General features: G+C 66.2%; 13 protein-coding genes. 9 read left to right on the forward strand and 4 right to left on the reverse strand.

What is annotated here, in order from left to right; translation table 11 throughout:
* The first annotated feature begins 193 nt into the window (after nt 1-193).
* The 9 genes from sppA (at nt 194) to JQ580_RS10150 (ending at nt 8196) form a co-directional block, all read left to right on the forward strand.
* The gene (gene sppA / locus JQ580_RS10110; protein ID WP_212279795.1) at nt 194-1174 is read left to right on the forward strand and encodes a signal peptide peptidase SppA; all 981 of its coding nucleotides are present in this window, start codon (nt 194-196) and stop codon (nt 1172-1174) included.
* 171 nt (nt 1175-1345) lie between these two features.
* On the forward strand, nt 1346-1651 hold the full coding sequence (locus JQ580_RS10115) for an integration host factor subunit beta (protein ID WP_007598410.1): 306 nt from the start codon (nt 1346-1348) through the stop codon (nt 1649-1651).
* 73 nt (nt 1652-1724) lie between these two features.
* Nucleotides 1725-2117 (forward strand): DUF1049 domain-containing protein, encoded by a 393-nt coding sequence (locus tag JQ580_RS10120; protein ID WP_212279796.1) that lies wholly within the window; start codon nt 1725-1727, stop codon nt 2115-2117.
* Between the two features lie 64 nt (nt 2118-2181).
* Nucleotides 2182-2841, forward strand: coding sequence for a phosphoribosylanthranilate isomerase (locus JQ580_RS10125; protein ID WP_212279798.1), 660 nt, complete (start codon nt 2182-2184; stop codon nt 2839-2841).
* Nucleotides 2838-4055, forward strand: coding sequence for a tryptophan synthase subunit beta (gene trpB, locus JQ580_RS10130; protein ID WP_212279800.1), 1218 nt, complete (start codon nt 2838-2840; stop codon nt 4053-4055). The genes JQ580_RS10125 and trpB overlap by 4 nt, the downstream gene beginning before the upstream one ends.
* Entirely contained in the window at nt 4052-4888 is an 837-nt protein-coding gene (gene trpA / locus JQ580_RS10135) for a tryptophan synthase subunit alpha (RefSeq protein ID WP_212279802.1), read from the forward strand. The genes trpB and trpA overlap by 4 nt, the downstream gene beginning before the upstream one ends.
* Nucleotides 4889-5062: 174 nt before the next feature.
* Complete coding sequence (accD, locus tag JQ580_RS10140; protein ID WP_212279804.1) at nt 5063-6004, forward strand: acetyl-CoA carboxylase, carboxyltransferase subunit beta; 942 nt, start codon at nt 5063-5065, stop codon at nt 6002-6004.
* Nucleotides 6001-7344 (forward strand): bifunctional folylpolyglutamate synthase/dihydrofolate synthase, encoded by a 1344-nt coding sequence (locus tag JQ580_RS10145; protein ID WP_212279806.1) that lies wholly within the window; start codon nt 6001-6003, stop codon nt 7342-7344. Before accD ends, JQ580_RS10145 begins: the two co-directional genes overlap by 4 nt.
* Nucleotides 7345-7455: 111 nt before the next feature.
* Nucleotides 7456-8196: a metallophosphoesterase family protein gene (locus tag JQ580_RS10150; RefSeq protein WP_212279808.1), complete on the forward strand. Its 741-nt coding sequence runs from the start codon at nt 7456-7458 to the stop codon at nt 8194-8196.
* A gap of 69 nt (nt 8197-8265) precedes the next feature.
* Here JQ580_RS10150 and JQ580_RS10155 read toward each other — a convergent pair whose 3' ends face one another.
* The 4 genes from JQ580_RS10155 to addB form a co-directional block, all read right to left on the reverse strand.
* A complete protein-coding gene (locus JQ580_RS10155; protein ID WP_212280229.1) occupies nt 8266-9273 on the reverse strand; it encodes an ATP-dependent DNA ligase in 1008 nt (335 codons plus the stop codon).
* A 144-nt stretch (nt 9274-9417) separates the two neighbouring features.
* Nucleotides 9418-9738, reverse strand: coding sequence for a thioredoxin (gene trxA, locus JQ580_RS10160; RefSeq protein WP_007598398.1), 321 nt, complete (start codon nt 9736-9738; stop codon nt 9418-9420).
* 70 nt (nt 9739-9808) lie between these two features.
* Nucleotides 9809-13318: a double-strand break repair helicase AddA gene (addA, locus tag JQ580_RS10165; RefSeq protein WP_212279810.1), complete on the reverse strand. Its 3510-nt coding sequence runs from the start codon at nt 13316-13318 to the stop codon at nt 9809-9811.
* On the reverse strand, nt 13312-16458 hold the full coding sequence (gene addB, locus JQ580_RS10170; protein ID WP_212279813.1) for a double-strand break repair protein AddB: 3147 nt from the start codon (nt 16456-16458) through the stop codon (nt 13312-13314). Before addB ends, addA begins: the two co-directional genes overlap by 7 nt.
* Nucleotides 16459-16472: the final 14 nt, after the last annotated feature.

Genomic DNA, 16472 nt, shown 5'->3' on the forward strand with positions numbered 1-16472 from the left:
GGACCCATAGACACAGGATCGAGATTGGCGAGCCTGCGTGGTTGCCAACGCGCGCGGGATTTGGCGACGTACTTGGCCGAGTGGCCGCAGGCCTTGTTTTCTTCAAATTACGCCGCAATTGATGTATCCAGATAAGCCGTTGGTCACGCTGTGAGGGCACAACGCGTCCGGCCTTTCATTTGGAGATATCTCGATGTCGCTCGATTCGGACATCATCGTCGATCGCCGCAGGATCCGCCGCAAGCTGACGTTCTGGCGCGTGATGGCTGCGCTGATCGCGATCGCGGCGATTGCGAGCTTTGCGCTGATCGCGACACCCGGCGCGCGCGGCACCTTCGCCTCCGCCGGCTCGATCGCGCGGGTCCAGATCGAGGGCCTGATCCGCAGCGATTCCGATCGTACGCAGGCGCTGGAGCGGCTGGAGAATTCGCAGGCCGCGGCCGTCATCGTTCACATCAACTCGCCGGGTGGCACCACCGCCGGCTCCGAGCAGCTCTACGATTCGCTCGTCCGGCTCAAGGCGAAGAAGCCGCTGGTCGTGGTGGTCGAGGGCCTGGCTGCCTCGGGGGGCTACATCACGGCGATTGCCAGCGACCACATCATCGCCCAGCAGAGCTCGCTGGTCGGGTCAATCGGCGTGCTGTTCCAATATCCCAACGTCAGCGAGCTGCTGAAGACCATCGGCGTCAAGGTCGAGGAGGTGAAATCGTCGCCGCTGAAGGCCGCGCCCAACGGTTTCGAGCCGACCAGCCCCGAAGCGCGGGCTGCCCTCGATGCGCTGGTGAAGGATTCCTACGCCTGGTTCAAGGGGCTGGTGAAGGAACGGCGTGGCATGGATGACACGCAGCTCGAGAAAGTGGCTGATGGCCGCGTCTTCACCGGACGCCAGGCGATCGATCTCAAGCTGATCGATCAGATCGGCGACGAGAAGACGGCGGTGACCTGGCTGGTCGAGCAGAAGAGCGTCAAGAAGGGTCTTTCGGTGCGCGACTACAAGCTCCAGCCGCGCTTTGGCGATCTGCCGTTCCTCAAGACGGCGGCTGCCGTTACGCTGGAAGCGCTTGGTTTGGGCTCGATTGCGCATCAAATCGGCCAAACCGGCGTCGCGCAGGCGGTCGATCGGTTCGGAATGGATGGAATGCTCGCCCTGTGGCAACCGGCCGCCTCGAATTGACGGGGCTGGGCGAGCGCCTGATGGTTTTCCCGTCTGACGGGCATCGGGTCAGCCCGCTTTTTCGGCATTTGTCACGCATTTTCACGATACTCAATCTTGATTTAGCGTCTTGACAGATCAAGGTATTTTCACGGAAATGGTCATCCGCACGCTCCCGGGTCCTATCTCTCGATGATCAAATCCGAACTTGTTCAGCGTATCGCCGAGCACAACCCGCATCTGTACCAGCGGGATGTCGAGAACATTGTGAATGCGATTCTCGAAGAGATCGTAGCGGCGCTCGCGCGCGGTGACCGCGTCGAGCTGCGCGGCTTCGGTGCTTTCTCGGTCAAGCATCGCCCTGCACGTGCCGGGCGCAATCCACGCACCGGCGCTCATGTGCCTGTCGATCAGAAGAGCGTTCCGTTCTTCAAGACCGGCAAGGAAATGCGCGAGCGGCTGAACCGCGACCATCCGGATCCCGGCGCGCCCGACTGAGGATGTCGACGTCGGAGTTTAACCGATAGCCGCATGATGCGGCCGCAAGCTTGATTCAAGACGAGCGATCGCGATGAGAAAGTTCCTGACCGCGCTGATCGTGATTCCGCTGGGCCTGATCCTGGTGGCCTTCGCCGTTGCCAACCGCCACTTCGTCACGGTTTCGTTCGATCCCTTCATCGCGAACGATCCGTCCATGTCGGCGACGCTGCCGCTGTTCATGCTCCTGATCCTGGTCGCCGCCCTCGGCGTCTTCGCCGGCGGCTGTGCCGTCTGGCTCGGGCAGCGGCACTGGCGCCGCGCTGCGCGCCGCCACGAGGCGGATTCACGGGCTGCCAGGGTCGAACTGGCCGATTTGCGGGCCCAGGCGGCCGCAGCAAAGCCGGCTTCGCAGCGGCTTCCCGTTCCCTTTGGGGGCGGGCTTTACGGGCCCATCGGGCGAGACAAGCAGCGCGCGACGTTGTAGAAGCGGCCCGACCGAAAACCCCGTTTTCCGGCCGCACCTTGCGGCCTCCCTTTGCTTTGAGCCCATGTCCCTGCTCGTCAAAATCTGCGGTCTGACCACGCGCGAGACGCTTCAAACGGCGCTCGAGGCGGGTGCGGATATGGTGGGGTTCGTGTTCTTTCCGCCTTCGCCGCGGCATGTGTCGCTGGAGCTCGGCCGGGAGCTCGGACGCCAGGCGAAGGGGCGCGCGCTCAAGGTGGCGCTCACCGTCGATGCCGACGACGCGTCACTCGACAACATCATGGACGCGCTGTCGCCGGACATTTTCCAGCTGCACGGCAAGGAGAGCGTGGCGCGGCTGCGCGACATCAAGCAGCGCTTTGGCCGCCCGGTGATGAAGGCGGTCCCGGTCGAGGTCGCTGCGGATCTTGCCGTGCTGCCCGGCTACACGGCGGTCGCCGACCGCATCCTGTTCGACGCGCGACCACCGAAAGACGCGACGCGGCCCGGCGGCCTCGGTACGCCCTTTGATTGGCGCCTGCTCGGAAACCTCGAGCTCAAGCTACCGTATATGGTTTCAGGCGGCCTTCATGCGCAGAACGTCGCCGAGGCTCTTCGCGTCACCGGCGCGGGTGGCGTCGACGTGTCCTCCGGTGTCGAGAGCGCCCCCGGCGTGAAGGATCCCGAGATGATCAAGGCCTTCATTCGCGCCGCGCGCGCCAGCCAAGAGTTGAGTGTTCGATGAACATCGCCAAACCCAATTCCTATCGCAGCGGCCCCGACGATCGCGGCCATTTCGGCATCTTCGGCGGCCGCTTCGTCGCCGAAACCCTGATGCCGCTGATCCTCGATCTGGAGAAGGCCTACACCGAGGCCAAGGCCGATCCGGCGTTCCAGGCCGAGATGAACGGCTATCTCAAGAACTATGTCGGCCGGCCCTCGCCGCTGTATTTCGCCGAGCGCCTGACCGAGCATCTCGGCGGCGCCAGGATCTATCTGAAGCGCGAAGAGCTCAACCACACCGGCTCGCACAAGGTGAACAACGTGCTCGGCCAGATCATGCTGGCGCGGCGCATGGGCAAGAAGCGCATCATCGCCGAAACCGGTGCCGGCCAGCACGGTGTCGCCACCGCGACGCTGTGCGCGCGCTTCGGGCTCGAATGCATCGTCTACATGGGCGCCGTCGACGTCGAGCGTCAGCAGCCCAACGTGATCCGCATGGAGATGCTGGGCGCCACGGTGATGCCGGTGCAGTCGGGCACGCGCACGCTGAAGGACGCCATGAACGAGGCGCTGCGCGACTGGGTCACCAACGTGCACAACACCTTCTACTGCATCGGCACGGTCGCAGGCCCGCATCCCTATCCGACACTGGTGCGCGACTTCCAGTCGATCATCGGCAACGAGACCAAGGCGCAGATGCAGGAGATCGAGGGCCGCCTGCCGGATTCGCTGGTCGCCTGCATCGGCGGCGGCTCGAATGCGATGGGCCTGTTCCACCCGTTCCTCGACGATCCCTCAGTCGAGATCTTCGGCGTCGAAGCCGCGGGTCATGGACTGACGCAACTCCACGCGGCCTCGATCGCGGGCGGCCGTCCCGGCGTGCTGCACGGCAACCGCACCTATCTGCTGATGGATGCCGACGGCCAGATCCAGGACGCGCATTCGATCTCCGCCGGCCTCGACTATCCCGGCATCGGCCCCGAGCATTCCTGGCTGCACGAGGTCGGCCGCGTGAACTATCTTTCCGCGACCGATGATGAAGCGCTCGCCGCGTTCCAGCTGCTGTCGAAGCTGGAAGGCATCATCCCCGCGCTCGAACCCGCGCACGCCATCGCCAAGGTGTTGGAGCTCGCGCCGAAGCGGCCGAGAGATCACCTGATGGTCGTCAACCTCTCCGGCCGCGGCGACAAGGACGTCCCGCAGGTCGGCGACATCCTGAGGGGCAAGAGCAAGTGACCACGCGTATCGACACCCGTTTTGCCGAGCTCGCGAAACAAGGCCGCTCGGCCTTCGTCACCTTCCTGATGGCCGGCGATCCCGATCCCGCGACCTCGCTCGAGATCATCAAGGCGCTGCCGAAATCGGGCGCCGACGTGATCGAGATCGGCATGCCCTTCACCGATCCGATGGCCGATGGTCCCTCGATCCAGGCTGCGGGCCTGCGCGCGCTCAAGGCCGGCATGACGCTGAAGAAGACGCTGGAGCTGGTGCGCGGCTTCCGCAAGGACGACAATGCGACGCCGATCGTGCTGATGGGCTATTACAATCCGATCTACATCTACGGCGTCGACAAATTCCTGGTCGATGCCAAGAGCGCGGGCGTCGACGGCCTCATCATCGTCGACCTGCCGCCCGAGGAAGACAACGAGCTCTGCCTGCCCGCGATGAAGGCCGGCCTCAACTTCATCCGCCTGGCCACGCCCACGACCGACGACAAGCGCCTGCCGGCCGTGCTCGCCAACACCTCTGGCTTCGTCTACTACGTCTCCATCACCGGCATCACCGGCGCTGCGACCGCGGATTCCTCGGCCGTGAGCGAGGCGGTTGCCCGCATCAAGCGGCACACCAAGCTGCCGGTGTGCGTCGGCTTCGGCATCCGCACGCCGGAGACCGCGCGCGACATCGCCTCCCATGCCAACGGCGCCGTGGTCGGCACCGCGCTGGTCGATGCGCTCAGGAACAGCCTCGACGCCGAGGGACGGGCGACCGGCAAAACTGTCAACGCCGTGGCCGAGCTGACGGCGGCCCTGGCCCAAGGCGTCAGGGGCGCGCAACAGGCGGCGGAATAGGCCATAATTCCGCTCTGGCCCTTTAGTTTGAGCATGATCTTGTCGGAAAACCGCGTCACACTTTTCCGGATCATGCTCTAAGGCGGGCGACACGGCGGCTTGCCGGGCAGCGGCCCGGTCGCCATATATCCCTTCAGGCGATCCGCGAGGCGGGTTCGCACATCGGAGCAAACCATGAACTGGCTTACCAACGTGGTCCGGCCGAAGATCCGCAACATGCTGCGGCGGGAGACGCCGGAGAACCTGTGGATCAAGTGCCCGGATTCCGGACAGCTCGTGTTCTACAAGGACGTCGAGGCCAACCAGTTCGTCATCCCCGGCTCGAACTACCACATGCGCATGGGCGCGGTGGCGCGTCTGAAGTCGATCTTCGACAACGAGACCTGGTACGACGTCGCGCTGCCCGAGGTTACGCCCGATCCGCTCAAGTTCCGTGATGAGAAGAAATACGTCGACCGCATCAAGGATGCGCGCGCCCGAACCAACCTGAACGACGCGGTCAAGGTCGGCTACGGCAAGCTCGAAGGCTCCGCCGTCGTCGTCGCCGTGCAGGATTTCGACTTCATGGGCGGCTCGCTCGGCATGGCCGCGGGCGAAGCCCTCGTGCGCGGGCTCGAGCTCGCGGTCGAGAAGAAGTCGCCGTTCATCGTGTTTGCGGCGTCAGGTGGCGCGCGCATGCAGGAAGGCATCCTGTCGCTGATGCAGATGCCGCGCACGACCGTTGCGGTGCAGATGCTGCGCGAAGCCAAGCTGCCCTATATCGTCGTGCTGACCAATCCGACCACCGGCGGCGTCACCGCCTCCTACGCGATGCTCGGAGACGTGCAGATCGCCGAGCCCGGCGCGCTGATCGGTTTTGCCGGCGCGCGCGTGATCGAGCAGACCATTCGCGAGAAGCTTCCGGAGGGCTTCCAGCGCGCCGAGTATCTCAAGGATCACGGCATGGTCGACATGGTCGTGCATCGCCACGAGCTGCGCCCGACCTTGGCGCGGCTCTGTCGCCTGCTGACCAGGGCTCCGGCGCAGGAGGGCGCGTCGAAGCCGATACAGGCCGTCACGAGCCCGGCTCAGATCGTATCGGCGGCTGAAACGGCGCCGGCTGCGCCGCACGCGTGAACGCGTCCCCCGACAGCACGCAGACGCCGCTCGGTGAATTGATCGGGCGGCTGTCGGTCCTGCATCAGAAGCGTATCGACCTCGGGCTGGAGCGGATGCACCGCCTGCTCGAGCGGCTCGGCCATCCCGAACGCAAGCTGCCGCCGGTAATCCACATCGCCGGCACCAACGGCAAGGGATCGACGCTGGCCTACCTGCGCGCGACGCTGGAGGCCGCGGGCCTGCGTGTCCACGCCTATACTTCGCCCTATCTCGTCCGTATCAATGAATGTTTCCGGCTCGGCCGCGCCGGCGGCGGCGTGCTGGTCGGTGACGACGAGTTGCGCGCCGCGCTGGAAGAGGTCGAGCGCGTCAATGCCGGTGAAGCCGCGACATTGTTCGAGCTGAAGACCGCCGCGGCGTTTCATCTGTTCGCGCAGAACCCGGCCGATGTCGTGCTGCTCGAAGTCGGCCTCGGCGGCCGGCTCGATTCGACCAACGTGGTCGACGCCCCTGCGGCCTGCGTGATCACGCCTGTCAGCATGGATCACATGGATTTTCTCGGGGACACCCTGACGTCGATCGCCGGCGAGAAGGCCGCGATCATCAAGCGCGGCGTGCCCGTGATCTGCGCCGAGCAGGCGGGCGAGGCCATGGCGGTCATCGAGGCAGAGGCCAAGCGCATGCGCGCGCCATTGTTTGCGGCGAACGAGAGTTGGCACGTCAATGTCGAGCACGGTCGGCTGGTCTATTCCGACGACCGCGGCCTGATGGATCTCACGGCGCCGCGGCTGTTCGGCCGCCACCAGTTCGACAATGCCGGACTTGCCATCGCAACGCTGCGCGTGCTTCCGAACTTCAAGGTCAACCACGCCGCATTCGAAGCCGGCATCGTCGGTGCCGAATGGCCGGCGCGGATGCAGCGCATCGCCTCGGGCGAGCTGCAGTCCTGGGGGCCGCAGGGCTCGGAGATCTGGCTCGACGGGGGACATAATGCCGAAGGCGGCCGCGTCGCAGCAGCCGCGCTCGGCGACCTCGAAGAGCGGGTGTCGCGGCCACTGGTCGTCATCGCCGGCATGATGGCCAACAAGGATGCGCCGGGCTTTCTCGCCAATTTTGCCGGACTCACCCGTCACATCATCGCGGTGCCGATCCCCGACGTCGAGAACGCAATGCCGGTCGATCGCCTCGCGGATGCCGCGCGTAGCCTCGGCATGCGCGTCGAGACTGTTGCAGGCGTCGAGGCCGCGCTGCGGGCGCTGTCGAAACTCGCCTATGAAGTCCCGCCGCGCATTTTGATTACCGGATCGCTCTATCTCGCCGGTCACGTGCTCGCCATCAACGGCACGCCGCCTGCATGAGCTTGCGTGTCCCGGACGCGCGAAGCGCGAGCCGGGACCCGGAATGCCGCAACATGGGCCTCGGCTCTGCAGCGCATCACTGCGTCGGGCACGAGAGGAGAGACAACAACAATGCGCTTTGCTGCCATTGCCGACGTCCACGGAAATTACCTTGCGCTGGAAGCTGTCCTCGCCGACATCCGCGCGCTTGACATCGCCGACATCGTCAATCTCGGCGATATGCTGAGCGGGCCGCTCGACGCACGCCGCACCATCGAGATCCTGATGCGGCTCGACGCCGCGCACGTGCTCGGCAACCACGACCGCTATCTGCTCGACCGCCCGCCGGAAAAGATGGGCTCGTGGGACCGTCCCGCCTATGATGCGCTGGACGCCGCCCAGCTCGACTGGCTGCGCGCACATCCGAAGGCGCGTGTCTTCCGCGAGCAGGTCTTTCTTTGCCACGCGACGCCCGACAATGACGAGGTTTACTGGCTCGACACCGTGAATCCCGACGGCGTGGTGGCGCTGTCGCCGCTCGATCGTATCGAGCGGCTCGCAGGAGACATCACGCAGTCGTTGATCCTTTGCGCTCATACCCATCTCGCGCGCGCCGTGCGCCTGCGTGATGGCCGGCTGATCGTCAATCCCGGCAGCGTCGGCAGTCCCGGCTTTCGTGACAAGCATCCCTATCCGCATGTCGTCGAAGCCGGCACGCCGCATGCGCGCTATGCGATCCTCGAGCGCACAAATGATGCTTGGCAGGTGACGTTCCGCCACGTCGCGTATGATCACGAGGCGATGGCCGCGCTGGCCCGTCGCAACAATCAGCAGGAACTGGCGAACGCGCTGGCGACGGGGTGGATCAAGTAGATCTCTCGTGTCGCGGACAAGGCGCATCGCCGAAGAAGCGATGCGGTGCGTCCGGAGCACGAGCGCGGATTACTTCAAGAGCTTCATCGGATCCGCCACCTTCTGCTTCAGCTGATCGAAGCTGCATTGCCGCGGCGCCTTGTCGGGGCGCCAGCGCAGGATCGAGGTGCCGTGGCGAAACCGCTCGCCGCTGAAATGATCGTAGCAGACCTCGATCACCAGCTTCGGCCTGAGCGGGCACCATTTGGCCGAACGCTCGGTCGACCACCGGCTCGGTCCGCCCGGCGCGTTGCCGGTGAAGCCGGGCTCGCCGATCAGCGGCTCCAGCCGATCGGTCAGCGCCGGCTTCTCGTTCGCCTTGATCGCCGAGGTGAATCCGACATGGTGCAGCAGTCCAGCATCGTCGTAGAGCCCAAGCAGCAGGGAGCCGACCACGTTGCGGCCGGCGATCTTGTTGGAGGCATAACGGAAGCCGCCGATCACGCAGTCGGCGCTGCGAAATTTCTTGATCTTCTGCATGCCGTCGCGATTTCCGGCCTGGTAGGGCAGGTCGATTTGCTTGGCGATGACGCCGTCCGAGCCGCCGCCGGACTGAGCCAGCCATTTCTTCGCGGTGGCGTAGCTCGTCGTTGCCGGCGAGAGATGGAAGCAGCTCCCCTTCAGATAGGCTTTTGCAAAAGTCTCCAGCGCCGGCCGCCGTTCGCCGATCGGCTTCTCGGCAAGCTGCTTCTGTTTTGCCGTCGCGAGCAGATCGAAGACGAGATAGAGCGCCGGCGTTTCCTGCGAGAGCTTCTTCACCCGGCTCGCAGCCGGATGAATCCGTTGCAGCAACGCGTCGAAGGAAAAGCTCTTGGCGAGCGGCACGACGATCTCGCCGTCGAGCGTGAAGCGATCGGTTTTTAGCGTCAGCGCGGCCGCGACGATCTCGGGGAAATAGCGCGTGAGGTCCTCGCCGGATTTGGAGCGCAGATCGATGCGGCTGCCGTCGCGCGTCAGCAGGCAGCGAAAGCCATCCCATTTCGGCTCGTACTGCCATTCCTTGCCGCGCGGGATCTCGTCGACCGACCGCGCCTCCATCGCAGCGAGAGATGTCGATTTGCGCGCGCGCTTTGCGGGAGGGGCAGGCAATGGCTGGGACTCGTCATACGCTGGACACGTCCCAACAACGCAGAACGGCCGGCTTTCGCCGGCCGTTCTCGAAAATAAACTCGCGTGAGGCGATCAGACCGCGGAGGTGATCCACTGCTGCAGCTTCGCCTTCGGCGCCGCGCCGACCTGGCGCGAGGCCATCTCGCCGCCCTTGAAGATCATCAGGGTGGGGATCGACATCACGCCGTACTTCGAGGCGGTCTTCGGGCTCTCGTCGACGTTGAGCTTCACGATCTTGACCTTGTCGCCCATCGCGCCGGCGATCTCGTCGAGGGCGGGCGCGATCATGCGGCAGGGACCGCACCACTCGGCCCAGAAATCGACGACGACGGGACCGTTCGCCTTGAGCACTTCGGCTTCGAAATCGGTGTCAGAAACCTTGCCAACGGCCATGGGATTTACCTCGTTCGGTTGAAAGAGAATCGGCGCGACCTGGAATCGCGCCGGGGATCATGGCGTCAACCTATGAACGGCCTGTTGCCGGGTCAAGGATGCTCACGCCGACATGAAGGGATGCCAGCGCCGCGTCCAGCGCGGGGGCTGAAATCTCCATGTATTCAAGGGCCTCGGTCCAGAGCAGGACCGCCCTGACAGGCTTTTGGGGATAAAGCCGCGCCAGCACGGCCCGGTACAGCGCAAGCTGCCGGACGTAGGCGATGGGTGCCTCGGCCGCGCTTTTGGCCGGCGCCTGGTTGGTCTTGAAATCGATGATCAGCACCTCATCCGGACGAACGACCAGCCGGTCGATCTGCCCCGACACCAGGGCCGGTGGCCGGCCCGGCCGCTCCAGCCGGCCGGCGATGGCGACTTCGGCGCGGCTGCCGGCGGCAAAGACCGGCGCAAAGCGCGGTTCGGTGATCAAGGCCAGGACCTTGTCGGCCAAAGCGGCGCGATCGGCGTCCGGCCAGTCCGCGGCGTTGCGCGCCATGAAGCCGAGCGCGGCCTCGCGGCGGCGTTCCGCGGCGATATCGGGCAGGGATTGCAGCAGACGATGCACCAGCGTGCCGCGTTGCAACGCGAGAGCGCGTGTCTGCACGGATTCGCCTGTCCGCACGCTGCGGCCATCCTCGGCCGACTGGCCGGACGGGCGCACCAGATCGTCGTCCACGGTCTCGTTCGGCGCCGGCGTTCGCAGCCATGCCGGCAGCGCGATCGTCTGGTCCACGGCCGCCGCCGGGATCCCCAGCGCGGTGACATCCTCAGGCCGGGCGAATCGGGTCACCTTGCCGAGCGGCGTCTCGATCACCTGCTTGTCCAGGCCCGAGCCTTTGAGCCCGGTGTCGACCAGATCATACCAGCTCAGTTTGCGGACCGTCTTCATGTTGCCGGGCATGCAGCCGCCGACGATCAGGCGGTCGGCCGCACGCGTCATCGCGACATAGAGCAGGCGGCGATATTCGTCCTCGGTTTCCTCGAGCATGGCCTTGCGCGCGTCGGCGACGGGCTTGGGGTCGTCGGCCTTGCGGCCCGCCCAGACCACGACCTCGCCGCCATTGCCACGCGGCACGTGGATCAGCCGGACCCGCTGCGAGTCCGCGGGCGACGAGGTGGTGTCGACCATGAACACGACCGAAGCTTCCAGCCCCTTGGCGCCGTGCACGGTCATCACCCGCACCTCGTCGCGGGAGATTTCCATGTCGCGCTTCACCTCGGTGTCGGCGGAGCGCAGCCAGGCCATGAAGCCCTGCAACGAGGCCGGCGCCTTGCGCTCACAGCTGAGCGCGAGCTCCAGGAATTCGTCGAGCGCGTCATTGGCCTCATGGCCAAGCCGGCGCAGGATGCGCGCACGGCCGCCGTCGCCTCCCAACAGCCAGGCGTAGAACGCGAACGGCGTCTCCTCGCGCGCACGGGCCTCGCAGGCCTCCAGACGCCGCAGCACGGCCGCGAACTTCTCGCTTCCGGCCGCATGCTCGCCGAGTGCGCGGCGCAGCGAGCCCTTGCGCTCATGGGCCAACTGAAACAGGTCGTCGTCATCGAGGCCGAACAGCGGGCTCTTCAGCGCCACCGCCAGCGCGAGATCGTCCTGCGGCAGCAGCAGCGCGTCCGCGAGGTTCATCAGGTCGATGATCGCGATATGCTCGGTCAGCTTGAGCCGGTCGGCGCCGGCGACGGGAACGCCAGCATGCTTCAGCGCCTGGATCACCGCGTCGAACGCATTGCCGCGCCGTCGCACCAGGATCAGCATGTCGCCGTAGCGCAGCGGCCGGCGCTCGCCCTCATGCCCGGTCAGCGTGCCGCTCTCGACCAGTTGCTTGATCTCGGCCTGGATCCTGCGCGCCAGTTTGACTTCGGGGCTGGTGACCGCAACACCGTCGAACGGCGCGCGCCAGCCCTCGATGTCCTGCCGATCGTCGGCTTCCGCGAGATCCCAGAGCTCGACGACGCTTGGTCCAGCATCGCTGAGCGAGTTGTGCAAGGGATGGCCGACGTCGATCGAATGGATGCTCTTGTAGATCGTGGGGTCGCGGAAGACGTGGTCGACCGAATGCAGGATCGCAGCACCCGAACGGAACGAGTAGGTGAAGGCGACGGGGTCGAACTTCAGCCCGGCAGCCCTGAATCTGCGATCCAGCTCTCGCTTGCGTTTGTCGAATTCGTGCGGGTCGGCACCCTGGAACGAGAAGATCGACTGTTTCTCGTCGCCGACCGCGAAGACCGTGCGGTTCAGCCCGTCGCGCGCGCCTTCGCCGGCCGTGAATTCGGAGATGATGTGGGCGACGATATCCCATTGCCGCGGACTGGTGTCCTGGGCTTCGTCGATCAGGACATGATCGACGCCGCGGTCGAGCTTGTAATGCACCCAGCCCGAAGACACGCGGTTCAGCATCGCCAGCGTCTTGTCGATGAGGTCGTCATAGTCGAGCAGGCCACGCTCCTGCTTCTCGCGGCGATAGTTCGCGGCGGCGGCGGTTGCGATGTGCAGCAGCGCCGCGGTGCGGTCGCGCATGGTCACGGCGCGGCGCTTCTCGATCAATCCGGCGAGGCGCTGCGCCTCGTTCTCGAACAGGCGGGCGACGGACGGGTTGTGTTCGCCGAACTTCTTGGTCAAAACCGCCTTGCGCGGCAGCTTTTCGTCGGTGAGGAAGACGCAGAGATAGGCATCGACCTGCGCACTGCCGGAAAAGACCTTGGCCTCGCGAAGACGGGAGGCTTGGTCATTGTCCGACTTGCTGCCGTCCTCCAGCGCAAAGGCGATATCCTCCCAGCGCGAACGCGGCAGGTAGGGGCCATCGAGAATGTCCGTCTCGACGTCCTCGATGCGATCGCTCGCATCGACACCCAAAGCTGCTGCCAGCTGGGCCGCCGCCGCTTCGGCACTGCCGGCCTCATCCGTCCAGGCCATGAAATGATCGCGGCTGAGACACGCTTCGCGCACGACCTCCTTGAAGGTGACGTCGGCGGCGCTCGCCATCGCGGTCAGCAAGGCGCGGCCGGTAACGCTGTCGGGGGCGCGCGCGGCCTCCAGCAGCACCTTCAGATTGGCGCGCTCCATCATGTCGGTCTGGTCGCGCTCGTCGATCACGGCAAAGCGCGCAGGCACGTTGGCCTCGAACGGAAACTGCTGGAGCAGGCGCGTGCACAGTGCGTGGATGGTCTGCACCTTCAGCCCGCCCGGTGTCTCCAGCGCGCAGGCGAACAGTTTTCGCGCGTCGCGGCGAATTTTTGCGCTGGGATGCGGGATGCCGACCGCGCGGATCGCTGCGTCGAGCCCGGTATCGTCCAGCGTCACCCAATGCCCTAACGTGGTGAACACGCGCTCGGCCATGTTGGCGGCGGCCGCCTTGGTAAAGGTGATGCAGAGGATCTTTTCCGGCGGCACGCCCGACAGCAGCAGGCGGATCACCCGCTGCACCAGCACATGAGTCTTGCCCGAGCCGGCATTGGCCGACACGAAAGCCGATGCAGTCGGATCTGACGCGCGCGCCTGCCGCGCGCGCACCTCGTCAGGAATGGGGCGGGGCAGCTTCACCATTCCTCGATCCCCAGGCCGCCGGCCGCGGACCATTCCTTGATCCGGGCGAGATCGTCATAGGTGCCGTAGCGGTTGGTCCACATCGGCAGGTTCAGCGAGGTGTAGGGCTGGTTCTCGTCGTCGAAGGCACGGATCAGTGCCTCCAGCTTGGCCCGCGCCTCGGCGGCCGCGGTGTCCGGCGGCTGCGGCTCGTCACCCTGCTTGTACTTGAGCTCGAGGATACGCTCCTCGCCCGGCGGATTGTTGCCGCTCAGGCGGACATAAACCAGCTGGCTCACGGACGCTCCGGCGTCGATGCCGGGAAAGCCGCCCTCGCGCAGGATCGCGGCCTCCAGCGTGAGCTGCGGCGAAAGTCCCATGCGAACCTGCTTGCCGGTCGGCGGCTGGCCGGTCTTGTAGTCGAGGATGGCGTAGCCGCCGCCCTGGCGCCGCTCGATGCGGTCGGCGCGCGCGGACAGGCGGAAGCTGCGCTCGTGATCGAGCCTGATCGAGATCTCGCCGCGGGTCTCTGCGAGGACGGCCTCGATCGCGTCGCGCCGCGCGGTCTCCCATTCGCCGAACCAGCGCGCGATGCGCTGGAAGCGCGGCCACCACAGCGCCCGCGCCTCGGGCCGCTCCATCAGCGGCGCGAAATGCTTTTCCCCGATCGTGCGCAGCACGCGGGCGGGATCGGCCGGCAGATGCGCGGCATAGGTTTCCGTGAACTCGCCGATCGCATCGTGGATTGCCGAACCGCGGTCGGCGGCCGACAGCGGCATGTCGACGGGATCGAGCGCATCGAGCCGCAGGATGTGTTTTGCGTAGATCGTGTAGGGGTCGCGCAGCCAGTCCTCGATTGCTGTGACCGACATCCTGAGCGGCCGGGTCGCCCGCGGCGGCCGCGGCTCGGGCTGCTTGATCGGCTCGACCTTGTCCGGCTGGTCCAGTGCGCTCGCGAACTGCACATATTTCTCGCCGGCGCGAACGGCCGCCTTCCAATGACCGTCGCCCGCAACCGCCTCGAGCCGGTGCAGGAAGCGCGATGCCACCGCCGGCGCGCCGCCGGCCTTGGCGGAATGGGTGAGGATCACCTCGCCGCCGCCAAGCAGCTGGGCGAAGTCGTGTGCGGAGAGGCCGATGCGGCGCTCCGGAAGATCGAGACCAAGCTCGTGCCGCATCGGCCGGCTCAGCCAGGGATCGATCCGCGGCGCCGGCGGCCAGACGCCTTCGATCAGCCCGCCGACGATGATTCGGTCGGCCTGCATCAGGCGTGATTCCAGCGGACCGTAGATCTGTAGCCGCGCACCCGGCTTGTCGCGCCGTCGCACGGCGCGGTCGCTGAACGCGGTCTGGAAGACGTCGGGATAGTCGGGCAGCGTCACCATCAAGCCGCAGGTCCTGCCGCCGCGCAGCAGATCGTCGAAGGCGCTGGCAAGTGCGAGGCCTTCGCGTTCCTCGAAGGCCAGCGGGATGCCCTGCTCGTCGCGCGACAGCTCGATCATGATCTCGCGATGCCGGTGCGCGAGCTCGGCGAAGTCGAATGGCTTGGACGATGCGAGGCTCTCGATCGGCGCCAGCGCCTTCTGCAGGACATCGATCAGCGCCTGGATGCGGTCGATAGCATCGGCCTTGAGACGCGCACGGGGCTCGGCCTTGTGGAGCGCGGAAACCTCGCTGCGCCACAGCTTGGCCAACTCCTCACGAAAACGGTTGAACTCGCGCAACAGGCCTGCCGTGCCGGCAGGCGGGCGCGTGCCGCGCAGGATTGCAAGCTCGAGGTCTTCGATCGCCGCCTTCCATGCGCCAGGCAACCGGCCAAGCCGGCACAGCGGATGCTTCAGCATCGCCAGCAGCGTCGGCGGCTCCAACCCCTTGGTGGCGGCTTCCGCTACGAGGCGCGCAAAGACGCCCGCAGAGGTCTCCATCAGCACGTCGCCGCCGGAATCGTCGAACGCCAGATCCCAGCGCGTGAGTGCGGCCATCACGCGACGCGCCAGCGCGCGGTCGGGCGTCACCAGCGCCGCGGATTTGTCGAGATGCCGTGCCTCGCGCATCGCGATGGCAATGGCGAGCGCTTCCATCTCGGGGTTGGCAGCTTCGACGACGGCGAGGTTCGTCATGCCGCCCGCGATCTTTGCGGCGACATCCGGCTGCTTCAGACGGTCGTGCCAGACTTCCGTCTTGGCGGAGGGCCGCATCGACTCGGATGCGAGCAGATCGCGGCCGCCCTCTGCCGGCGGCTGGAGGATCTCGACGTCGCTGCGCTTGATGCCGAAACGATCCAGCAGCGCGTGCAGGGCGTATTGCGGATGGTTCGAGGCCGGATGCTCCACGAACTTGCCGAGTGAATCACGCACACCGCCGATGCTGCGCCAGGCGTCGTCGTCGAGATCGGTGTCGAGGCCCGGCAGCACCACGGCGCCATGCGGCAGCGAGGCGACTGCGTGCAGGAATTTCGCGGTCGCCGGCATCGAGCCGGTCGAACCCGCCGCGATCACGGGGCCATGCGGATGCGCGGTCAGCCGTTTGGCCTCCGCCGCGATCAGGAGATCGCGCCGCGCCGCCGGCTCGATCCGGTTGATCTCGGCGAGATGACCGGGCCAGGCGACGCGGGCGATGCGCAGGAATTCGAGCGAGTGCTGCCAGTAGCGATCGAGGTTGTCCGGTACGAGACCGTCGAGCGCGCTCCAGTCGACGCCGCGCGTCACCATGTCGTCGATCAGCCGCGCGAGGTCGCCTGCGAGCGCCAGCGTCGACGCGGGTCCGCCGACCACCAGCGGCGACAGCACCGGCCCCTTGGCCCAGGCGCCGACCAGTTGCGCCAGCGTCAGCCGCCGTTCGAGCTCGCCAAGCCGCGGCGGAATGTCGAGCGGCGTTGCTCCGGAGAACTGCTCGCCTTCATCGGCGAAAGCGAGCTCATCTTCGTCGATGTCGCCGAGCGCGACGATGCGCGGCAGCACCACCGCGTCCGCCCCCATCTCGTCGAGGAAGATCTCGCGAACCACGCGCATCGCGCGCCTCGTCGGCAGATACAGCGTGGCATCCGCCAGCCGCGCCGGTTCCTTGCGCGCCTCGAATCCCTCGACCAGCCGTCCCTCCAGCAGAGCGGAGACAATCGTGCGCAGGAACGGAACTGAGAGGGGAACGCTGAAGACGCGCATGGCTGCCTGATTCG

The sequence above is a fragment of the Bradyrhizobium sp. SZCCT0148 genome, from assembly GCF_018129985.1.
Lineage (GTDB): Bacteria > Pseudomonadota > Alphaproteobacteria > Rhizobiales > Xanthobacteraceae > Bradyrhizobium > Bradyrhizobium japonicum_H.